The organism is Nonomuraea coxensis DSM 45129 (assembly GCF_019397265.1).
GTDB lineage: Bacteria > Actinomycetota > Actinomycetes > Streptosporangiales > Streptosporangiaceae > Nonomuraea > Nonomuraea coxensis.
In genome coordinates, this window is record NZ_CP068985.1 from 2,027,519 (window position 1) to 2,047,742 (window position 20,224).

The following is a 20,224-nucleotide window of genomic DNA, read 5'->3' on the forward strand; positions in this document are numbered from 1 at the left end:
CCGCGGCTGATGGAGCACAATGGCCCGCATGTCTGCTACGCCCGAGAAGCGAGTCAAGGCCGCCTACGACAGCATCGCCGAGGGGTACACGGCGGAGAACGAGACCAGTCTCGTGAACGCCTACTACGAACGCCCCGCGATGCTGGAGCTCGCCGGCGACGTCACCGGACGGCGGATCCTCGACGCCGGCTGCGGCTCGGGCCCCCTGTTCTCGGCGCTGCGCGATCGAGGCGCCGTCGTGACGGGCGTCGACGCGAGCGCCGGGATGCTGGAGATGGCGCGGCGGCGCCTGGGCCCCGACGCGGACCTGCGGGTCGCCGACCTGGCGGGCCCGCTGCCCTTCCCCGACGGCGCGTTCGACGACGTCATCGCGTCCCTGGTGCTGCACTACCTGGAGGACTGGGGGCCGGCGCTGGCCGAGCTGCGGCGCGTGCTGCGGCCCGGCGGCCGGCTCCTCGTCTCGGTCGACCATCCTTTCGCCATCACCCTCGTGCAGTACGCGGCCGGGGAGAAGCCCCGGTACTTCGAGACCCGCAACCGGATCGAGGAATGGCACATGGGCGGGCAGACCGCCCGGCTGAGCTTCTGGGACCGGCCGCTGCACGCGATGACCGCGGCCTTCACGGAGGCGGGCTTCCGCATCGGCGTCATCAGCGAACCGCCCGCCGTGCCGGAGGCCCGCGAGGTGTTCCCCGAGCAGTTCCGCGAGCGCACCGGCCTGAGCTTCCTGAGCTTCCTGTTCTTCGTCCTCGAAGCCGCCTGACGGTGCGGCGACCGGTCTCCTCAGGGGCCGCCGAGTCCGTGGAGGAGCAGGTCGGTCAGGGTGTCGATGATCTCGTCGGAGGAGGGGTCAGCGCATGGCGGAGCGCGCCGTGGGGCGAAGACGGAGCCGTTGCGGCGCCCCCGTCAGCCGCGACCCCACCAGCGGCAGATCCACCGCCGCCACGTCCGCCGCCACGTCCGCCGCCAGGTCCGCCGCCGGGTCCGCCGCCGGGTCCGCCGCCGGGTCCGCCGCCGGGTCCGCGTTTTCGGGCTGCTCCGACCGGGCGAACCACACGAACACGTTCACCCCGCTCCGCACCGGCAGCCGCGGGAAGGTGTTCTCGGCCCGCTCGGTGACGAAGGACGCGACCGGCGGCACGCCGGCCTCCGCCAGGGCGGGCGCGACCACGGCGGCGAAGTGCCCGGCGAGGTCGCCGTCCACGGGGTAGATCGTGGCGACGTACGTCGCCGCCGGCAGCGCCCGGGACCCCACCGGCGGCCGTGGCCTCAGGACGGGCCCGGTGAGCTTCCGCAGCAGCAGGACGTCGTCGGAGTCGAGCATCGTGGCGTTGGCCTCGTCCCGGTGGGCGAGCCACACCGGCCCCGAGTAGAAGCTCTCCAGCGCCGCCTTCCTGGCCGGCATGCCGGGGAAGCCGCGCAGCCAGGTGAAGGTGTCGGGCGCGTCCGGGTCGCGGAAGGTGCCGGTCACCCGCATGCCGGCGGCCTCCTGCGACTCGACGAACTCCCGCTCGAACAACTCGATGAGGGCGTCGCGCCGCCCGGGACGCAGGGTGTAGCGCCGCAGTTCGCAGATCGTCATGGCAGGCGACGGTAGGCCCGGGTCGCTGACAGCGCTGTGTCAGTGACCCGTCCGCCCCGAAGAAAATTCTGACTACTCTTCGCTACTCATCGGCAACTGTGAGTTATAGGGTCGTCACGAGAACGCCTCCCCGACGGCGAAGGAGCAGAGTTGATCCGAAGAGTGTGCGCCGCGGCGGCAGTGGTGACAGCCGTCGCCGGCGGCGCGTTCCTTGCTGTCCCCGCGGCTGTCCTCGCGGCTGCCCCCGCCCACGCCGACGTCTGGCCCGGCGGCTGGCCGTACGGCTGGGCCTGGTCCGGCAACGGCAGCGCCAACAGCGGGTCGTCCCAGTCCGGCAACACCTTCGGCGACGTCGCCGCGGCCAACCGCGGCCAGGGCGCTTCGACGAACGTCAACAACGTCAACGGCATCGCCTCGACCGCCGCCCACGGCGGCATCGTCGTGACCTACATCTTCGACTGAGCTCGAAAGGACCTTCACTCGATGAGGAAGCTCTTCATGACCGGTGTCCTCGTGGCGGCCGCGGCGGGCGCCGCCCTCCTGTCGGCCCCGGCCCACGCCGACACCAACTCCGGCAACGCCAGCAGGAACACCAACGCCTCCCAGTCCGGCAACATCTTCGGCAGCGTGGTCAACCGCAACACCTCCGGCGCCAACGCGACCGGCGTCAGCAACGTCAACGGCAACGCCGTGACGACGACCCACCGCGGCAGCTCCTCCGTCGACGACGTCATCGACTGGTAACCGGCGTTCACCCCGTCGCGTACGAGCCAGGCCGGAAAGGGCCTGGCTCGTGCCGTATTAGCATCTCTGGGTGACTATCTGCGCGTATGCCACTTTTGACGGGCACGACACCGACGACGAGCTCCCTCTGGTCCTCGCGGCCTGGCGCGCGGCCGGCGTCGAGGGCCGCGCCGAACGCTGGGACGACCCCGCCGTCGACTGGAGCGCCTACGACGCGGTCGTCGTCCGCTCGGTGTGGGACTACGTGCCCCGGCGCGCGGAGTTCCTGGCCTGGGCCCGCCGCGTGGAGTCGGTCACCCGGCTGCTCAATCCGTCCGCCGTGATCGCGGCCAACACCGACAAGACCTACCTGCGCGACCTGCCGTCGGTGCCCACGCACTGGTCGTCCGAGGACCTGCCGCACTGGCCCGAGTACGTCGTCAAGCCCGCGGTCTCGGCGGGTGCCCGCGACACCGTACGCACCCGCGACCGCGGCGAGGCCGTCGCCCTGGCCGCGGCGCTGGAGGCCGCCGGGCGCACGCCGATGGTGCAGCCCTACCTCGACATGGTGGAGACCGAGGGCGAGACCTCGCTGCTCTACTTCAACCGCCGGCTCAGCCACGCCGTGCGCCGCAACCCGATGCTGGCGGGCGGCGCCGCCGACGCCTCGCTGGCCGAGGCGCGCACGCCCGCCGCCGACCAGGTCGAGCTGGCCGAGCGGGTGCTCGCCACGATGTCGGACCCGCTGCTGTACGCCCGCGTGGACCTGGTCCGGCTGCCCGGCGGCGAGCCCGCGGTCATCGAGCTGGAGCTGACCGAGCCCTACCTGTTCCTGCGCCACGACCCCGGCGCTCCGCAGGCGTTCGCCAAGGCCCTGGTCGAGCTGCTGTAGTCAGGCGGTGATCCCGCCGTCCACCGGGATGACCGTCCCCGTCAGGTACGCCCCCGCCCGCGAGGCCAGGAAGATCGCCGTGCCCGCCATGTCGTCGGGCCGGCCGATGCGCCCGAGCGGCACGCCGGCCTCGATGGTCTCCCGGGTGCCGGGGTCGTCGAGGGCGAAGGCCATCATCTTCGACTCGAACGGCCCCGGCGCGATGGCGTTGACCGTGATGTGCTCCTTCGCCAGGTGCCGGGCGAGATGCCGGGTGAGCATGTGCACCGCGGACTTGGTGGAGGAGTAGGCGTAGGTCGGCAGCACCGGCACGCGGATGCCGTCCACCGAGCCCACGTTGATCACCCGGGCCGGGTCGTCCGGCCCGGCGGCCTGCCGGAGCCGCGGCAGGAACCGCTGGGTCAGCGCGAACACGCCCTTGACGTTGATGTTCCAGAGCTTGTCGAAGGCGGACTCCGGGTACTCCTCCAGCGGCGCGCCCCAGGTCGCCCCCGCGTTGTTGATCAGCACGTGCAGCGGCCCGTCCACGGCCGAGGCGAGGCTCTCGCGCCCCTCCGCCGTGGACAGGTCGGCGGGCACGGCGGCGCAGCCCAGTTCGGCGGCCGTCTTCTCGACCTCGGCCGTCTTGCGCGCCGAGATGTAGACGTTCGCGCCCGCCGCCACGAAACCCGCCGCGATCATCCGGCCGATGCCGCGCGAGCCGCCGGTCACCACGACCGTCTTGCCTTCCACCGAGAACAGAGTCATGGTCCGGAGCATGCCATACCGGCCGGTCGGTTCACACCCCGGGCAGGAGGCCGTTGCGGAACAGGTCCACGAACCGCTGGTGGTCGCCGCGGGCCTGGGCGCCGTACCGGTGGGCGAACTCCACGAGCATCGCCGTGAACCCCGGCCGGTCCCCGCCGATCACCGCCACGATCGCCTCCTCCGTCGAGAAGTCGACCAGGTCGTGGCTGGACTCGTCGTCGGCCACCGAGTGCATGCGCGCCACCGCGCGGCCCAGGTCGCGCATGATCGAGCGCAGCTCGCCCGGCTCGTTCACGTCGTCCCAGTCCAGGTCCGCCGAGTACGGCGAGACCTCGGCGACGAGCTGCCCGACCCCGTCCAGCGTGGTGTAGCCCAGCCACGGATCGGCGTACGCCTGCAGCGCCCGCTGTGACTCGGCCGTGCGGTGCCCCTGGTGCAGGAAGTACGAGGCCACCTTCTCGTCGGTGACGTGCCGGGCCACCGCCGGCGCCGCCGCCTGCTTCATGTAGAGGATGACGTCGTTCTCCAGGGCCTGCGAGCGCCCCTCCAGCAGCAGGTTGTACGACGGCAGCCCCGCCGACCCGATGCCCACGCCCTTGCGCAGCGCCACGTCCTTGACCACGTGCTCGACCGCCCGCCCGGCCGGCCCGCCGTCGCCCGGCAGCGTCGTCAGGTAACCGGCGAACGCGGCCAGCACCGCCTCCCGCGTGGCCCCGTCCACCGGCTCGCGCCCGTCCACGAGCGCGAAGCGGCGGTCGTAGTCGTCGATCACGGTCTCCACGTCCAGCAGCGCCACCCGCGTGCTGAGCCGGGCGGTCTGGAGCACCCGGTGCAGCACGCCCGTCGTGGTGCCGAGCGTGAGCGAGCCGATCGCGTCGTCGCCGCCCGCCGCGATCGCGGTCAGCTCCTCCAGGTACGCCCCCGCGAAGTCGGCCACCAGCCCGCCGATCGCCTCGTCCGACAGCGCCTTGGCGTAGCCGAGCAGCGCCACGCTGGCCGCGAAGCGCTTGAGGTCCCAGACGTACGGACCCACGTACGCCTCGTCGAAGTCGTTGACGTTGAACACCAGCTCGCCGGAGGCGTTCATGTACGTGCCGAAGTTCTCGGCGTGCAGGTCGCCGTGGATCCAGACGCGGCCGGTCGGCTCGTCGAGGTAGGCGTCGTCGGCGTACGGCCCGGCCAGGTCCGCGTAGAACAGGCACGCGCTGCCCCGGTAGAAGGCGAACGGCGAGGCCGCCATCTTGCGGAACTTGCGGCGGAACGCGGCCGGATCGCGGGCGATCGAGTCGCCGAACTCGGTCATGAGGACGTCGAGGAGGAAGGTGGTGCGTGTGCCCATGCCACGGACGGTAACCCCGCGAGCCCTTCCCGGCCACCCCGGGCTCAGGGATGCTGCGACGACACCGACACGACCTCGCCCGTCATGTACGAGGAGTAGTCGCTGGCCAGGAAGACGATCACGTTGGCCACCTCCCACGGCTCCGCCGACCGCCCGAACGCCTCCCTGGCCGCCAGCTCGGCCAGCAGTTCCTCGCCCGTCACCTTGGCCAGGAACGGGTGCACCGCCAGCGACGGCGCCACGGCGTTGACCCGCACCCCGTGCTCGGCCGCCTCCAGCGCGACGCACCTGGTGAGCGCCATCACCCCGGCCTTGGCCGCGGCGTAGTGCGCCTGCCCGCGCTGGGCCCGCCAGCCGACGACGGAGGCGTTGTTGACGATGACGCCGGAGCCCTGGCCGTACATCTGCCGCAGCGCGGCCCTGGTGCAGCGCATGGTGCCGGTGAGCGTGACGTCGAGGACCGCGTGCCACTGCTCGTCGGTCATCCCCGCCAGCTCGGCGGTGCCGCCGAGCCCGGCGTTGTTGACCACCACGTCGAGCCGGCCGTGCGCCTCGGCCACCGCGTCGAACAGCGCCAGCACCTGCGGCTCCGACGTCACGTCGCACGGCACGGCGAGCGGCCTGACGCCGGTGACCTCGCTCAGCGCCTCGGCGGCGGCGGCGAGGCGGCGTTCGTGCCGGTCGGAGAGGACGACGACGGCGCCCTCCTCTGCGCAGCGGCGCGCGGTCGCCCAGCCGATGCCGGCGCCCGCGGCGGCCGTCACCAGCGTCACCTTGCCGTCGAGCAGTCCGTGTGCCTTCGGGGGCGGCGGGAGCATCGGCTCTCTCCAATCGGCGCGCGCCGGTCAGCGGGGGAGCCCCAGGGCGCGTTCGGCGATGATGGTGCGCTGGATCTCGCTGGAGCCGGCGTAGATCGTGTCGGCCCGGCTGAACAGGTAGAGCCGCTGGAGCTCGTTCAGCTCGCCCACCAGCCCGGCCCTCACTAGTCCGGCTCTGCCCTGGACGGCCTGCGCCAGCTCGCCGAGCCGCCGGTGCCACTCCGACCAGTAGAGCTTGGCGATCGACGCCTCGGGCCCGGGGTCCGGCCCCAGCATGCGCAGCGCGTTGAGCCGCATGACCTCCAGCTCCAGCCAGGCCCGGACCAGGCGGTCGCGCAGGACAGGATCATCGGCGGCGCCGGTCCGCCGGGCGGTCTCGACGACCTTGGCCAGCTCGCGCCGGAAGCCGAGCTGCTGGCCGAGCGTGGACGCGCCGCGCTCGTGGCGGAGGGTGGCCATCGCGACCCGCCAGCCGTCGCCGGGCGCGCCGAGCACGTTCCCCGCCGCGGTGCGCGCGCCGTCGAAGAACACCTCGTTGAACTCGGACGTCCCGGTGAGCTGCCTGATCGGCCGTACGGTGACGCCCGGCCGGCGCATCGGGACCAGCAGGTACGACAGCCCGTGGTGCCGCCGCGACCCCGGCTCGGTGCGGCAGAGGACGAAGCACCAGTCGGCGACGTGCGCGAGCGACGTCCACACCTTCTGCCCGGTGATCACCCACTCGCCGCCCTCCAGCCGGGCGCTGGTCCGGACGGCGGCGAGGTCGGAGCCGGCGTCCGGCTCGGAGTAGCCCTGGCACCACAGCTCCTCGCCCCGGCGGATCGGCGGCAGGAAGCGCTTCTTCTGCTCCTCGTCGCCGAACTCCAGGACGGTGGGGCCGACCAGGGTCTCGCCGATGTGGCCGACCCGGGCCGGGGCGTCGGCCCGGGCGTACTCCTCGTGGAAGGCCATCTGGTCGGCGAGGCGGGCGGCGCGGCCGCCGTACCGCTCGGGCCAGCCGAGGCAGGTCCAGCCGTGCGCGCCGAGGTGCCGCTCCCACGCCAGGCGCAGGTCGTGCCCCTCGTGCTCGCGGCCGGGGCCGCCGAGGCCGCGGGCGGCGGCGAACGCGCCGCCCAGCGCCTCCTCCAGCCAGGCCCGCGCCCGCTCGCGGAAGCCCGGGGTCTCCCCAGGGATCAACGGAACCCGCCGAAGCCGCCCTGGAAGAACACCAGCGGGCCGCCGTCGGCGTGCGTGTCGAGCTGCAGCACCCGGGCCACCACGATGGTGTGGTCGCCGGCCGGGTGCTCGGCCTCGACCGCGCAGTCGAGCCAGGCGAGGGCGCCCTCCAGCACGGGGTTGCCGCCGGGCGAGCCGGTCCATTCCAGGCCGGCGAACTTGTCGCCGCCCCTCGACGCCATCCGCGCGCACACCTCCTGCTGGTGCTCGGCGAGGACGTTCACGGTGAGGACGTTCGCGTCGCGCACCCGGGGCCAGCTCGTGCTGGTGTGGGCCACGCAGAAGGCGACGAGCGGCGGGTCGAGCGAGACCGAGGTGAAGGAGTTGGCGGCCAGGCCGCAGGGCCGTCCGTCGCCGGGGTCGAGCGCGGTGATCGCCACCACGCCGGTGGCGAAGCGGCCGAGGACCTGCCGGAAGCGGCGGCTGTCGAGGTGGCCGTTCGCGCTCTGGGGGGTTGGGCCCGTCGGCATGGTGGCTCCGTTGCGAATCCTGCGCTGAGGTGGCGTCGGAAGGCCACGACAGCTCTCCGGCGCGACGAGCCGGGCAGCGTGTGTGCTCATGGGGGGTCCGCCTCCTAGTCCACCGGCTGCGCCTATCATACCAAGCGCTTGCTTGGACGGTAGAGGGAAGCCGGAAAAGGTGTCAAGTTGCCCGGCCGGACCCGCGGGAGCCCGCGTTGACATGCGTGAAATGTCCGGCCTACCGTGCTGCTTGTGGCCAAGCGCTTGCTTGAATTCCGGAACGCGACGGCGATCGCCGGCGTCGGATACACCCCCTTCACCAAGAACTCCGGGGCCAGCACGCTGACCCTGGCCTGCCGTGCGGTGCTGGCCGCCCTGGCCGACGCCGGGCTCACCGCCGACGACGTGGACGGCCTCGCCACCCACCGGGTCGGCGACTCGGCCCCGCCCACCCTGGTCGGCCCCGCCCTCGGCCTGGCCGACCTGTCCTGGCACCTCGACCAGTTCGGCGGGGGCAGCGTCTCCCACGCCGTCGTCGGCCAGGCCGCGCTGGCGGTCGCGGCCGGGATGGCCGAGACCGTCGTCTGCTACCGGGCGATCAACGCCCGCTCCGAGTTCCGCATGGGCGGCACCGGGCGCGGCCTGCCGGTCAGCCCCGAGGTGCAGTACCAGGCCCCGTACGGCTACGTCGCCCCGCCCCAGCAGTACGCCATGTACGCCCGCGCCCACATGCTCAGGTACGGCACCACCGCCGAGCACTTCGGCACGCTCGCCGTCACCCAGCGCGCCAACGCCGCCAAGAATCCCCGCGCCCTCATGCGCACGCCCATCACGCTGGACGACTACCTGGCCAGCCGGTGGATCGCCGAGCCGTTCCGGCTGCTGGACTGCTGCCTGGAGACCGACGGCGCCTGCGCCGTGGTGGTCACCACCGCCGGACGGGCCCGCGACCTGCGTCGCCCGCCGGTGCTGATCTCCGCGGCGGCCTGGGGCGGCGGCCAGTCCCACCTGTCGGGGGGCGACCCCACGGTCACCTCCGCCGCCGCGCTGGCCCCGCGCCTGTACGCCCAGGCCGGCCTCGGCCCCGGCGACGTGGACGTGGCCGAGATCTACGACTGCTTCACGTACTCGGTGATCGTCCAGCTCGAGGACTACGGGTTCTGCCCCAAGGGGGAGGGCGGCCCGTACGTGGCCTCCGGGGCCACCGCGCTCGACGGCCCCCTGCCGGTCAACACGCACGGCGGCTTCCTGTCCGAGGGCTACGTGCATGGCGTCAACCACATCGCCGAGGCGGTGTCCCAGCTCCGGGGGGAGGCGGGGGACCGGCAGGTGCCGGGCGCGGAGGTGGCCCTGTCCACGGCGCAACCGGGATACATCCTGCCGGCCACGTCGGCGCTGATCCTGCGGAGGGCGTGATGACCGTTCACCGGCCGGAGCCGGACCGGGACTCGCGGGAGTGGTGGGAGCGGGTGGCCCGGCGCGAGTTCGCGGTGCAGCGGTGCGCCGGCTGCGGCGCGGACCGCTTCCCCGCGCGGGCGTTCTGCCCCGCCTGCCGGAGCGAGGAGTGGCGGTGGCGGGCGGTGCCGCCCGAGGGGCGGGTCGAGAGCTGGATCGTCAGCCACCAGCCGTTCGTGCCCGGGCTCGCCGCGCCGTACGTGGTCGTCATGGTGCGCCTCGCGGCGGTGCCCGGCTGCCTGGTGCACGGGAACTGGCGGGGCGATCGGGAGCCCCGGGGCGGCGAACGGGTGCGGGCGGTCTTCAGGGACGTCGGCGAGGACCTGACGCTCGTGGACTGGGAACCGGCCCGATAACCGACCCGTTCGGTTTGGATTCGTACCCACCAATCCCACCAGTCCCACAACGCCGAAGCCGCCCCACGCTCCGCCGGGGAAGGTCGATGATGAGGCGGTAGACGTCAACGCGGACGATCCGGACGGGGCGGCGCGGATGAGCGGAACCGGCTCGGCGGCGACGGTGGCGGGACGGCCACCGGCCGCGCTCGCGGCTGCCGTACGGCTGCGCCCGCGGGCCCGGCCGCCGCCGGGCGGGGCGGTGGTCCAGCGGGAGAGGGCATTCTGTCGGAAGGAAGAGATCCACATGCGGTCCCCCTCGGAGGAAAGCGCGCCCTGGCGGGCGTGGGGGACCCGCCAGGACGCGCTTCCTGCCCCGTGAGCGGCGGCGCCAGGACTCCGGCGAGGGATGGAGTCCTAGACCGCGGATTCACTCACGGAGTCGATGGGGGAGTGTGAGGGCTCCTGCTGCCGGCAACGTGCGGCGATGCGTCGAGCTGCACCGACCGGGTCATCGATGAAGTGCTTGACGGGGGCGCCACCCTCCTCAACTGCGACTAAGGATCCGTCCTGGCACTTCGCGGTCAGCTCAGTGGACGCCGATTGCACGGACGCGCCATGCCGGTTGCTCTGGTAGGTGTGGGTGAAACCCTGGCGGGGCAACGCGTAACGCAGTAAACGTGTTGCTTCACCGGGGTCTTGCCAGGGCAGGTACGACTCACCCGTGCTGACCGGCGGCATTGGCCTTCACCCCCTCACCGGCCTTTAGATGGATTTGTACCAACGAATGGATGATGGGCCGATCGAGGGGGTTCGGTCAAGGGGTTGTGGCCTGCTAGAACCAGATCGTCTAAATTGTTGGAACAAAAGGGGTGAAAGTGGCAAGGTCGGTGCTGTATCAGCAGGTGGCTGCGGAATTGCGTCGAGCCATCTACTCGGGTGTCCTCGGCCCCGGGGCACAGCTTCCGACCGAGGCACAACTCATGGAAGACCATGGGGTGAGCAGGAACACCGTCAGACTGGCCCTCGGAGAGCTCGTCAACGAGGGGCTCGTCACGCGCACGCCGCGACGCGGAACCGTGGTCAGGGACCGGCGGCCGCTGCTCATCTATCCCCAGCGCGAACTGGAGCCGCAGTCGCGCGGTGAACTGCGCGAGGCATTCGCCTACGCCGTGGCGCAGGAGGGCCGCGAGCCGAGCCAGTACATCGAGGTGCTGACCGTGTCTCCCGTCGAGGAGATCGCCAGCAGGCTGGAGTTGGCCGACGGGGAGTTGGCCGTGGTGAGACGCCGTCTGAGGTTCGTGGACGGGCAGCCGTACAACACCAACGACTCCTACTTCCCGCGTGATCTCGTGGCCGACTCCGAGATCGCCAGGCCCGGCGACATCGCCAGAGGGGCGAACCGGGTCCTGGAGGAACTGGGGCATGCCCAGGTGCGCGTCGTCGACGACATCTGGGCGCGCATGCCCAACCAGGAGGAGGCGGAACGCCTTCAGCTTGAACTCGGCACACCAGTAATGGTCTACGTCCGAGTTGGGTACGACGGGGCCGACATGCCTGTGCGTGTCGCCGTGTCGGTGTTGCCAGCCGACAAACATCTGATCAGGTACGAGCTCGATGGCCGCTAAGAGAGCTCGTAAGAAGGGGTGATCCCGCCGGCCGGGTGCAGCGAGAATTAGCCGCCTCGCTGGCCTGGGGGAGTCGTGCATACTCCCCTAAATCGCCTTAAATCCCATATATCGGATATATCGGATTAAGGCATCAAATCACCCTTACGCGATGTCGCGTCATCACTGTGCGCGCGCGCGTGAACGCCCAATGCAACGGGAGTTTCACTATGCACACCACCACGCTGCTTCACCCCCTCGCCCTTCGCCGCGCCGAGCCCGGCGACCTTCCCGGCGTCCTGACGTTGTTCGCCGACACCTCGGAGTGGCTCTACCGGCAGGGGGTGCGCCAGTGGCCCCGCCAGGGCTTCGGGCCTGAGCGGATCATGCCGCTGATCGAGGAGCGCGTGCTCTACCTGCTCGACGACGAACTGCGCTATCTCGACCCGGACATGGCGGCGCCTCCTGTGGCCACCATAGCCCTGGACGGCCACGCCGACCCGGAGTTCTGGACACCCGCCGACGAACCCGGGGCGGCGCTGTACGTCCACAAGCTCGCCGTGGCCCGGCCGTGGTCCGGCAGCGGCCTCGGTGACGCCCTCCTGGACTGGGCCGGGGCCAGCGCGTTCGCCTCCGGGCTGCCGTACGTGCGGCTCGACTGCGCCAAGGCGAACCCGCGCCTGCAGCACTACTACCGCAGCCGTGGCTTCCAGCACGTCCGTACGGTGGACCTGCCGCACCGCGCCAGCGGCGCCCTCTTCCAGCGCCGGTCCGAGGACCTCGTCGCCCTGCCCTTCCGCGACCTGACCCTCGCCGAGCTGATCACCGCCGCCTGACCGCGGGACCGCCCGGCCTCCCGCCTCCGGAGGCCGGGCCGCTCCCGCGGTTCGTCGCAGGTGGGAGGGTCGTTCGGGGCGCAACGGTACAGAGCGCCATATAACCTCTGCACCATGACCGGATCCCTGCTCGAGGTGATCGCGCTCGACGTGCGCGACGCCGTGGCCGCCGAACAGGGCGGAGCCGACCGGCTGGAGGTCGTCGCCGACATGGCGGCCGACGGGCTGACCCCCTCACCGGAGACGGTCGCCGCGATCGCGGCCGAGTGCCCCCTCCCGCAGATGGTGATGCTCCGCTGCGACGCCACGTTCACCGCCGCCCCGGAGACGCTCGACCGGCTGGCCCGCGACGCCAAGGCGCTGGCGCAGGCCGGGGCCGCCGGGTTCGTGTTCGGCTTCCTCGACGGCGCGGGCGTGGTCGACCTGGCCGCCACCGAGGCTTTGATCCACGCCGTCTCCCCCCTCCCGTGGACGTTCCACCGCGCCGTGGACCACGCGGCCGACGTCCAGGCGGCCTGGCGCGCGGTGCGGCTGCTGCCCAACCTGGCGACCGTGCTCACCTCGGGCGCCCCCGGCGGGGTCGGCGACGGCCTGCCGGTGCTGCGGGCCCGTGCCGAGGCGGGCGACGGCTCGATCATCCTCGCCGGCGGCGGCCTGCGCCCCGCCCACGTACCTGTGCTCCTCGACCAGGGCATCCGCGCCTTCCACATCGGCTCGGCGGCCCGGGAGAGCTGGTCCGACCCCGTGGAGTGGCGCCTGGTCCGCCGCTGGCGCACCTTGGTCGAACGCGACTGAACCCCTCTGGCGGACGCCGGCCGGACACCGCCTCGCCGGACCGCCTGCCGATGACCGCTGTGCGGCCCTGGTCCGCCGCCTGCCGCCCGATCAGCCCGCACCCGCCCCCCGGCCACCCCTCCGTGAGGGGAGGCCCGGAGCGCCCGCCGTACCGCCGTGACGGAGCCGGGCGGCGCGGCGGGAGGCGCGGGCCATGTCGCCGTCAGGGAAGGGCGGCGTCGGCTCGGCGGAGCGCCGCGGCGAGGGTGCGGATGGTGGCGGGCTCGTCCATGACCCCGCCCCCGGCCTCCCGCCGCTCCTCCCACGCCCGCACCCGCTCCCGGTGGGCGTCGTAGTCGGCCAGGTGGAAGGCGTAGACGGCGGCGAAGCGGCTGACCAGGTGCGACGGATGCATGTCCCAGCCCTGGTAGAAGCCGTGCCGCAGCGAGTGCCGGACGAGCTCGGCGTGCCGCCGCCACAGCGCGTGCACGTCCCCGGCCCGCCCGGAGGCGGGCGAGGCGGCGAGCGAGCCGTCGGAGAGCTCCACCCCCGTGCCCGCGAACGCCGTCTGCATGACGTGCCGGGCGTGGTCGCAGGCCGGATGGTCGAGCCGCTGCTCGTGCGGCGGCAGCCCCAGCGCGGCCGTGTAGTCGAACACCCCGAAGTGCGCCGCCGCGAGCCGCCCGTCCAGCGCCTCGGCCAGCTCGGCCCGCAGGAACGGCAGCGTCTGCGGCGCCTCCACCTGCATCTCGAACCGCAGCCGCGCCCCGAGCCCGTCCTCCAGCTGGGCCAGCACGTCCGCGAACTGCCGCAGGTAGTCCTCCATGAGCACCTTGGGGAACGTCACCGTGAACCCGGGAGGAAGCCCGCCGGCCCGCTCCGCCACCCCGTGTACGATCCCGGCGAGCGTCCTGATCGAGCGCTCGGGGTCGCCGTCGGCGAACGACTTCACCCGCGGCCCCCAGCGGCGCGGCAGCGCCCCGGCGGCGTGCAGCGCGGCCACGGCCTCGGCCGCCTGCTCGACGTGCGCGTCCTCGACCGCGTCAGGCGGGGCGCCGTAGCCGTCCTCGAAGTCGATCCGCAGGTCCTCGATCGGCTCGCGGCCGAGCTTGGCCAGCAGCCTGGCGTGCACGGCGGCGGCCGTCCCGTCCGGGACGCCGAAGACGTCGGCCAGCTCCCCGGGCCCCGCCAGATGGGCATGGACCAGGCCGAGTGCCTCGTCCCGCCACGCCGCGACGGTGCCGGCGGTGAACCGGTCGGCGGGCACGTACACGGTGTGGACCGGCTGCCGGCCGGAGAGGCCGGGGAAGCGGGCCCGCTGGGCGCGGTAGGCGGCGGCGAACCCCGGCGGGACCGGCGGGACCGGAGGCAGGTCAGGGACGGCAGGCACGGAGCATGGCCTCCAGCCCCACCAGCTTGACCCGGTCGCCGCGCCCGAGCGACTTGGCCAGCTCGGTCTCGGCCGCCTCGATCGCCTGCCACTCGTCGTAGGTGACCGGCCGCACGCCCCGCTCGGCCAGCAGCGCGTCGATCGTGGCCGTCGCGGGCACGCCCTCGCGTCCCTCCAGGTCGGCCAGCAGGGTGCGCACGGTCTCGGCGGCGTCGGACTTGTTGGTGCCGATGACGCCGGTGGGGCCGCGTTTGAGCCAGCCGGCGACGTATTCGCGCTCGCGCACCCGTCCCGCCTGGTTGGGCACGGTCATGGTCTCCTCGGAGAACGGCACCCCCGGCAGGGGCACGCTCTGGTAGCCCACCGACCGCAGCACCATGCCGACCGGCAGCGTCTCGAACTCGCCCGTGCCCACGACGCGCCCTTCGGGCGACAGCCGGGTGCGCTCCAGGCGCAGCCCCTCGACCCGTTCGGCGCCGAGGATCTCCACCGGCCGCATCCAGAAGCGCACGTCGAGGCGGCGGGCCCGGCCGACGGGCTCGCGGGCCGCCCACGCCTGGATGACGTCCACGTTGCCCTGCACCTGACGGGAGAAGCCGGAGCCGAGCACCCGGGCCTCCTCGGGCCGCACCACGACGTCGGCGTTGTCCAGCTCGCCCAGCTCGCGCAGCTCCTTGAGGGTGAACTTGGCGTGCTCGGGCCCACGCCGGCCGATCATGTGGATGGCCTTGACCTGGCTCTCGGACAGCCGCTGGAGCACGTCGTGGGGCACGTCGGTGCGGCTCAGCTCGTCGGCGGTCCTGGCGAGGACGCGGACGACGTCGACGGCGACGTTCCCGACGCCGATCACCGCGACCTCGGGGCTGTCGAGCGTGAAGCGCGAGGGGTCCACGTCGGGATGGCCGCAGTACCAGTTGACGAAGTCGGTGGCGGCCACGCTGCCCGGCAGGTCCTCGCCGGGGATGCCGAGCCGCCGGTCGACCATCGCGCCCGTGCAGTAGACGACGGCGTCGTAGTGCCGCAGCAGGTCGGCGACCGACAGGTGCTCGCCCAGCGTGACGCCGCCGAGGAAGCGCACCTGGGGCAGCTCCAGCACCCGCTTCAGGTAGTTGGCGATCGACTTGATCGAGGTGTGGTCGGGTGCGACCCCGTATCTCACCAGCCCGTACGGGGTGGGCAGGCGTTCGAGCACGTCGACCCGCACCGCTCCGGCCGACTGCTTGACCAGCGCCTCGGCCGTGTAGATGCCGGCGGGTCCCGATCCGATGACCGCCACACGCAACGCCACGCTGCCTCCTCAGAGCCGGCCGCCCGGGGCAGGCGCCTCACCAGGCCCCACTAGTGGTAACCGGCCGGTGTGATCGTTGTATCCCCGATCGCCCGCGCGGGTGAACCCGTCGCCGGCGAAAACAGCTTGATCCGTGCTCCTGCCAACTTGACGCGCTCCCCGGTCTGAAGGCCGGAGATCCAGCCCGCGCCGCACGTTCACGCGGCACCTCTGAGGCTTCCTGCTTCGCTGCGCTGTGCCGAGGTGGATCCCGGTCTTACCTGCGCTCCACAGGCGTTTGGTCTCTCGGCCCGTCCGGCCGCGAGGATGTTGATCGCTGCGTTGACGTCCCGGTCGTGGGCCGCGCCGCAGGGGCAGGTCCATGATCGGACGGAGAGCGGCATGGACTCGGCCACGGCCCCGCACGCCGAGCACAGTTTCGACGAGGGAAACCAGCGGCCGGCCTTCACTAAGGTCCGGCCGTGGCGGGCCGCCTTGTAGGCGAGCATCGCCGCGAACAGCGACCAGCCCGCGTCGTGCACGGACTTCGCCAGCCGCGTCCGTGCCAGGCCCTTCACCGACAGGTCCTCCACCACCACCGTTTGGTTCTCATGGACGATCTGTGTGGAGAGCTTGTGCGTGAAGTCCCGCCGCGCATCGGCCACCCGGGCATGCGCCCTGGCGACCTTCACGACGGCTTTCCTGCGGTTGTTCGACCCCTTCGTCTTCCGGCTGAGCGCCCGCTGGGCCTTTTTCAGCCGGCGTTCCGCGCGGCGCAGGAAACGCGGATTGCCGATCTTCCGGCCGTCCGAGAGCACCGCGAAATGTGTCAGACCCAGGTCGATCCCGACCTCGGACGCCGACTCGGGCAGCGGCTCGTCGCTCGTCTCCACGACGAACGACGCGAAGTACCGCCCGGCCGCATCCTTGACGACCGTCACACTGGACGGGTCCGACGGCAGGTCACGCGACCACCGCACAGGCACGTCGCCGATCTTCGGCAGGCGCAACCCGCCACCCGCTGTCACCGCGAACCGGGCGTTCCTGGTGAAGCGGATCGACTGCCGCCGGTCCTTACGGGACTTGAACCGGGGCTGTTCGATCTTCGGGCCCTTCCGCTTCCCCGTGAGCGAGGCGAAGAAGTTGCGGTAGGCGGTGTTCAGGTCGGCGAGCGCCTGCTGGAGCACAACGGCTGAGACCTCACCCAGCCAGGCGCGCTGCGGGGTCTTCTTCGCCTGCGTGATGATGCGCTCGGACAGATCACCGTCCGCGACGTACGGCAGACCCGCCTTATGGGCTTCCTGCCGCAGGCGCAGCCCGTCGTTGAACACCGTCCGCGCGCACCCGAACGCCCGCGCCAACGCGATCTGCTGACCCGGCGTCGGGTAGAGGCGGTACTGGTAACGAAGCTGCACGACCAACAGTGTGCCAGCCGATGGTGACTATTCGTATGGGAGTACGAGAAACGCGAGAGAAGATCGGTGAGCGCAACGGCCGGCCGTACGCCGTCATCGTCTCCTCCGAATGGCGGGCCGAAGCGGCACGAACAATCCGGTCAGGGCACGCTCGCGCCCTGGCGGGCGCTCCCGCGTGGGCCTTCACCCCCGGCAGGACCCCGTTGGGGATCTCTCATTACGACCATTGTGTTCATTGAGCTATCAAATCGACACTGATGGTGAAAGGCGGCGCGTGGGCGAGGGAGACGAGATCGATGCTGGAGAAGCGACGTGGGCGACAGGTGCCCGAGCTGACGGCCCGGGTGGTCGCGGCGGCCTTCCCCAAGGGCACCCTGGCGGTGTGGCTGCGTGATGCGCTGGGCGAGTTGTTCGCCGAGGCGTTTCCAGCCGATGGGCGCCCGGCCATCTCGCCGGGCGCGCTGGCGGCGGTGTCGGTGTTGCAGTACGCCGACAACCTCTCCGACAGGCAGGCGGCCGAGGCGGTGCGAGCCCGGATGGAGTTCGTCGGCGAGGTGCTGCGCACGGCGCTGGAGGCCCTGGCCGCTGCGTACCCGTCCTGGCTTGAGGAGGTGCTGGCAGGGCAGGAGGAGCGGTGGCTGCGCCGCTATGGGGAGCGGATCGACTCCTGGCACGGGGACCTGCCTGGTGCCGATCGCGAGCAATGGCTGCGGCAGGTGGGCGAAGACGGCTTCTTCCTGCTGGAGAAGATCGAGGATGCGAAGGCGCCGGCATGGCTGCCTCTGATCCCCGCCCTGGCGGCGCTGCGCCGCTGCTGGGATGAGCAGTACCTGCGCGACGAGCACGGCGTGCAGGCCCGCGAAGGCGCACAGTTGCCGCCCGGGGCCCAGCGCATGGCCAGCCCGCACGACCCGCAGGCCCGCTACGGGGTCAAGCGCGGGCAGGGCTGGGTCGGCTACACCCTGCACGTGACCGAGACCTGCGAGGCGGACGCGCCCCGCCTGATCACGGACGTGGCCACCGGCACCGCCGCCGACGGTGATGACAGCGCCGCGCTGCCGGGCATCCACCAGCGTCTTGAGCGACGCGGTCTGCTGCCCGCCGAGCACCTGCTCGACAGCGGCTACGTCACCGCGGCGAACCTGGTCGAGGCCGCCGGCACCCGCGGCGTCGTCCTCATCGGCCCGGCCCGCCCCATCACCGCGGCCGCGGCTGACGGCCGCTTCACCCACGAGGACTTCCGCATCGACGACCAGGCGCGCACCGCCGTCTGCCCCGGCGGGCAAACCAGCATCTCCTGGGTCCCGGCCCACTCGGCCAGGGGCGTCCCCGTTATCCAGGTACGTTTCGCCGCCGCCGGCTGCCGCGCCTGCCCGCTGCGGCAGCGTTGCACCACGGCCGACAACCCGCAGTGGGGACGGACGCTGACCCTGCGCCACCCCCGCCAGCGGGCCGCCCTCCAGCAACGCCGCCACGAGCAGGACACCCCCGCCTGGCGGCACCGCTATCGGCCGCGCGCCGGCATCGAGGCCACCATCCACCAGCTGACCTCCCGCACCGGCCTGCGCCGCAGCCGCTACCACGGCCTGCAACGCACCCACCTGGGCCACTGCCTGGCCGCAGCAGCCGTCAACCTGATCCGCATCCACGCCTGGGAACACGGCATTCCACCTGATCCAACACGAAGAACCCATTTATCCCGATTGCTCAGCAAATGCGCGTAATGAGAGATCCCCAACGGGGTCCTGAAGGCCGGAGCACTGGCCTGCATTCTGGTAGCCGCTCACGATCGCCCGGGCGGAGAAACTCCTCGCCGGGCTACCCGGACGCCCGCTCCCGCAACGCCCGCTTGTCGATCTTGCCGTTGACGTTCGCCGGCAGGGCGTCCACGACGACCACCCGCTTCGGGACCTTGTAGTCGGACATGTTGGCCCGCGCCCACGCGACCAGCTCCTCGGGGACGACGCGGGCGCCGGGCCGCGGCACCACGAACGCCACCCCGGCCTCGCCGGCCGACGGGTCAGGCACCCCGACCACGGCGACCTGGGCCGCCGACCCCTCGCGCAGCAGCAGCGACTCGACCTCGGCGGGCGAGACGTTGAAGCCGTTGACGATGTAGAGCTCCTTCTTGCGGTCCACGACGGCGAGGTTGCCCTGTTCGTCCAGCACGCCGACGTCGCCGGTGTGCAGCCAGCCGTCGGCGTCCACGGCCTCGGCGGTCCGCCCGGGGTCGTCCCAGTAGCCGCGCATGACGCCGTAGCCGCGCTGCAGGATCTCGCCGCGCTCGCCGGGCGCGACCTCCTTGCCGTCGCCGTCCACGACCTTGACCTCGATGCCGGGCACGGGCCTGCCGGTGGTCGCCGCGACGACCTCGATCGGGTCGCCGGCCCGGGTCATGGAGACGACCGTGCCCTCCATCAGCCCGTACGCGTTGATCATCCGTTCCAGCCCGACCCGCTCGACCAGCCGGGTGATGAGGGACGCGGGCACGGCGGCGGCGCCGCAAATGGCCACGCGCAGCGAGGAGACGTCCCAGGAGCCGCGGTCCAGCTCGTCCAGGACGCGGTGGAAGAGCGTGGGCGGCCCGGCGAGCACGGTGACGCGCTCGCGGGAGATCAGCGACATGAGCGCGTCGGGGCTGAAGGCCGGGATCGGCAGCATCGTGGCCCGGCGCAGCACGCAGGCCACGAGCCCGGCGTTCAGCCCGAACCCGTGGCTGAACGGGGCGATCACCGGATAGCGGTCGTGCTCGTCGAGGGTGACGATCTCCGACCAGTCCCAGTAGCCGCGCAGGACCTGGGAGTGGTCCAGCATGACGCCCTTGGGCGTGCCCGTGGTGCCGGAGGTGGACATGATCTCGCACAGGTCGCCGGGCCGGACGGCGAGCGCCCGCTCCTCGGCCTCGCGTTCGGGCACCCGCTTCCCGAGCACCCGCAGCTCCGTGGCGGGCGGGACGAGCGTGTGCCGCAGGCCGGGCAGCGGCGGCAGCAGCCCGGCGAGCCGCGTGCCCGCCGGCCCGTCGCCGGTGACCAGGACCTTCGCGCCGGTCCTCGTGACGGTCTCGGCGGCCTCGATGCCCTTGAAGCGCGGCGACAGCGGCACGGCGACCGCGCCCGCGTCCCAGACGCCGAGCACGTGCTCCACCCAGTACGCCGAGTTCACCCCCCACAACGCCACCCGGTCGCCCGGCTCGACGCCGAGCGCGATGAGGCCGCGGGCGACCGCCGAGGCGGCCCGGCGCAGCCCGGCGAGCGTGCCGTGCTCGCCGCGCCCGGCCACGACCGTGCCGCCGGGGTGCCGTTCGGCCTGGTCGCGCAGCATGCGGGGGAGCGTCCCCCAGTCCGGCATCGGTGCCGTGCCCACTCGTG

Annotated in this window: 20 protein-coding genes; 10 read left to right on the forward strand and 10 right to left on the reverse strand. The window is 72.4% G+C overall.

Annotated features, from left to right (window positions below; genetic code table 11):
• Positions 1-19 precede the first annotated feature (19 nt).
• A complete protein-coding gene (locus Nocox_RS09810; RefSeq protein ID WP_020544345.1) occupies positions 20-763 on the forward strand; it encodes a class I SAM-dependent methyltransferase in 744 nt (247 codons plus the stop codon).
• A gap of 87 nt (positions 764-850) precedes the next feature.
• Here Nocox_RS09810 and Nocox_RS09815 read toward each other — a convergent pair whose 3' ends face one another.
• Positions 851-1,582 carry an NIPSNAP family protein gene (locus Nocox_RS09815; RefSeq protein ID WP_020544346.1) on the reverse strand — a complete coding sequence of 244 codons (732 nt, stop codon included), beginning with the start codon at positions 1,580-1,582 and terminating at the stop codon, positions 851-853.
• Between the two features lie 150 nt (positions 1,583-1,732).
• Here Nocox_RS09815 and Nocox_RS09820 point away from each other — a divergent pair, with 150 nt between their 5' ends.
• The 3 genes from Nocox_RS09820 (at position 1,733) to Nocox_RS09830 (ending at position 3,197) form a co-directional block, all read left to right on the forward strand.
• A complete protein-coding gene (locus Nocox_RS09820; RefSeq protein ID WP_157383158.1) occupies positions 1,733-2,044 on the forward strand; it encodes a hypothetical protein in 312 nt (103 codons plus the stop codon).
• A gap of 21 nt (positions 2,045-2,065) precedes the next feature.
• Positions 2,066-2,326, forward strand: a complete 261-nt coding sequence (locus Nocox_RS09825) for a hypothetical protein (RefSeq protein ID WP_020544348.1) — start codon at positions 2,066-2,068, stop codon at positions 2,324-2,326.
• A gap of 70 nt (positions 2,327-2,396) precedes the next feature.
• A complete protein-coding gene (locus Nocox_RS09830; protein ID WP_020544349.1) occupies positions 2,397-3,197 on the forward strand; it encodes an ATP-grasp domain-containing protein in 801 nt (266 codons plus the stop codon).
• Here Nocox_RS09830 and Nocox_RS09835 read toward each other — a convergent pair whose 3' ends face one another.
• Genes Nocox_RS09835 through Nocox_RS09855 form a run of 5 tightly spaced genes read right to left on the reverse strand, consistent with a single transcriptional unit; the run spans position 3,198 to position 7,786 of the window.
• On the reverse strand, positions 3,198-3,944 hold the full coding sequence (locus Nocox_RS09835) for an SDR family oxidoreductase (protein WP_026214570.1): 747 nt from the start codon (positions 3,942-3,944) through the stop codon (positions 3,198-3,200).
• Between the two features lie 31 nt (positions 3,945-3,975).
• A complete protein-coding gene (locus tag Nocox_RS09840) occupies positions 3,976-5,283 on the reverse strand; it encodes a DUF2252 domain-containing protein (protein WP_020544351.1) in 1,308 nt (435 codons plus the stop codon).
• Between the two features lie 44 nt (positions 5,284-5,327).
• Positions 5,328-6,101, reverse strand: a complete 774-nt coding sequence (locus Nocox_RS09845) for an SDR family oxidoreductase (protein ID WP_020544352.1) — start codon at positions 6,099-6,101, stop codon at positions 5,328-5,330.
• Between the two features lie 27 nt (positions 6,102-6,128).
• Positions 6,129-7,277, reverse strand: a complete 1,149-nt coding sequence (locus tag Nocox_RS09850) for an acyl-CoA dehydrogenase family protein (protein ID WP_020544353.1) — start codon at positions 7,275-7,277, stop codon at positions 6,129-6,131.
• Positions 7,274-7,786 (reverse strand): flavin reductase family protein, encoded by a 513-nt coding sequence (locus Nocox_RS09855; RefSeq protein WP_020544354.1) that lies wholly within the window; start codon positions 7,784-7,786, stop codon positions 7,274-7,276. The genes Nocox_RS09850 and Nocox_RS09855 overlap by 4 nt, the downstream gene beginning before the upstream one ends.
• 243 nt (positions 7,787-8,029) lie before the next feature.
• Here Nocox_RS09855 and Nocox_RS09860 point away from each other — a divergent pair, with 243 nt between their 5' ends.
• The 5 genes from Nocox_RS09860 to Nocox_RS09880 all read left to right on the forward strand — a co-directional run bounded on the left by Nocox_RS09860 (position 8,030) and on the right by Nocox_RS09880 (position 12,805).
• Positions 8,030-9,193, forward strand: coding sequence for a thiolase C-terminal domain-containing protein (locus Nocox_RS09860; RefSeq protein WP_020544355.1), 1,164 nt, complete (start codon positions 8,030-8,032; stop codon positions 9,191-9,193).
• Positions 9,193-9,588: a Zn-ribbon domain-containing OB-fold protein gene (locus Nocox_RS09865; RefSeq protein ID WP_020544356.1), complete on the forward strand. Its 396-nt coding sequence runs from the start codon at positions 9,193-9,195 to the stop codon at positions 9,586-9,588. The genes Nocox_RS09860 and Nocox_RS09865 overlap by 1 nt, the downstream gene beginning before the upstream one ends.
• 884 nt (positions 9,589-10,472) lie before the next feature.
• Positions 10,473-11,195, forward strand: a complete 723-nt coding sequence (locus Nocox_RS09870; protein WP_246649846.1) for a GntR family transcriptional regulator — start codon at positions 10,473-10,475, stop codon at positions 11,193-11,195.
• 209 nt (positions 11,196-11,404) lie between these two features.
• Positions 11,405-12,010 (forward strand): GNAT family N-acetyltransferase, encoded by a 606-nt coding sequence (locus Nocox_RS09875; protein WP_020544358.1) that lies wholly within the window; start codon positions 11,405-11,407, stop codon positions 12,008-12,010.
• A 114-nt stretch (positions 12,011-12,124) separates the two neighbouring features.
• A complete protein-coding gene (locus Nocox_RS09880) occupies positions 12,125-12,805 on the forward strand; it encodes a copper homeostasis protein CutC (protein ID WP_020544359.1) in 681 nt (226 codons plus the stop codon).
• Between the two features lie 202 nt (positions 12,806-13,007).
• On the opposite strand, the gene Nocox_RS09885 is transcribed toward Nocox_RS09880, so the two are convergent.
• The 3 genes from Nocox_RS09885 to Nocox_RS09895 form a co-directional block, all read right to left on the reverse strand.
• Positions 13,008-14,174 (reverse strand): DUF6986 family protein, encoded by a 1,167-nt coding sequence (locus Nocox_RS09885; protein ID WP_020544360.1) that lies wholly within the window; start codon positions 14,172-14,174, stop codon positions 13,008-13,010.
• The gene (locus tag Nocox_RS09890; protein ID WP_033409624.1) at positions 14,158-15,462 is read right to left on the reverse strand and encodes an FAD-dependent oxidoreductase; all 1,305 of its coding nucleotides are present in this window, start codon (positions 15,460-15,462) and stop codon (positions 14,158-14,160) included. The genes Nocox_RS09885 and Nocox_RS09890 overlap by 17 nt, the downstream gene beginning before the upstream one ends.
• Positions 15,463-15,659: 197 nt before the next feature.
• Positions 15,660-16,856, reverse strand: a complete 1,197-nt coding sequence (locus Nocox_RS09895) for an RNA-guided endonuclease InsQ/TnpB family protein (RefSeq protein WP_157383159.1) — start codon at positions 16,854-16,856, stop codon at positions 15,660-15,662.
• A gap of 296 nt (positions 16,857-17,152) precedes the next feature.
• Between Nocox_RS09895 and Nocox_RS09900 the strand changes: the two genes are divergently transcribed.
• The gene (locus Nocox_RS09900) at positions 17,153-18,580 is read left to right on the forward strand and encodes a transposase (RefSeq protein WP_219495594.1); all 1,428 of its coding nucleotides are present in this window, start codon (positions 17,153-17,155) and stop codon (positions 18,578-18,580) included.
• Positions 18,581-18,674: 94 nt separating this feature from the next.
• Here the strand turns inward: Nocox_RS09900 and Nocox_RS09905 are convergent, their stop codons facing one another.
• Positions 18,675-20,177: an AMP-binding protein gene (locus Nocox_RS09905; RefSeq protein ID WP_020545779.1), complete on the reverse strand. Its 1,503-nt coding sequence runs from the start codon at positions 20,175-20,177 to the stop codon at positions 18,675-18,677.
• Positions 20,178-20,224 lie beyond the last annotated feature (47 nt).

Coding starts and splice junctions, on each gene's coding strand:
- Nocox_RS09880 (WP_020544359.1), top strand. CDS start 12,125: ATGACCGGATCCCTGCTCGAGGTGATCGCGCTCGACGTGCGCGACGCC.
- Nocox_RS09815 (WP_020544346.1), bottom strand. CDS start 1,582: ATGACGATCTGCGAACTGCGGCGCTACACCCTGCGTCCCGGGCGGCGC.
- Nocox_RS09875 (WP_020544358.1), top strand. CDS start 11,405: ATGCACACCACCACGCTGCTTCACCCCCTCGCCCTTCGCCGCGCCGAG.
- Nocox_RS09905 (WP_020545779.1), bottom strand. CDS start 20,177: ATGCTGCGCGACCAGGCCGAACGGCACCCCGGCGGCACGGTCGTGGCC.
- Nocox_RS09840 (WP_020544351.1), bottom strand. CDS start 5,283: ATGGGCACACGCACCACCTTCCTCCTCGACGTCCTCATGACCGAGTTC.
- Nocox_RS09855 (WP_020544354.1), bottom strand. CDS start 7,786: ATGCCGACGGGCCCAACCCCCCAGAGCGCGAACGGCCACCTCGACAGC.
- Nocox_RS09900 (WP_219495594.1), top strand. CDS start 17,153: ATGCTGGAGAAGCGACGTGGGCGACAGGTGCCCGAGCTGACGGCCCGG.
- Nocox_RS09865 (WP_020544356.1), top strand. CDS start 9,193: ATGACCGTTCACCGGCCGGAGCCGGACCGGGACTCGCGGGAGTGGTGG.
- Nocox_RS09825 (WP_020544348.1), top strand. CDS start 2,066: ATGAGGAAGCTCTTCATGACCGGTGTCCTCGTGGCGGCCGCGGCGGGC.
- Nocox_RS09810 (WP_020544345.1), top strand. CDS start 20: ATGGCCCGCATGTCTGCTACGCCCGAGAAGCGAGTCAAGGCCGCCTAC.
- Nocox_RS09835 (WP_026214570.1), bottom strand. CDS start 3,944: ATGACTCTGTTCTCGGTGGAAGGCAAGACGGTCGTGGTGACCGGCGGC.
- Nocox_RS09845 (WP_020544352.1), bottom strand. CDS start 6,101: ATGCTCCCGCCGCCCCCGAAGGCACACGGACTGCTCGACGGCAAGGTG.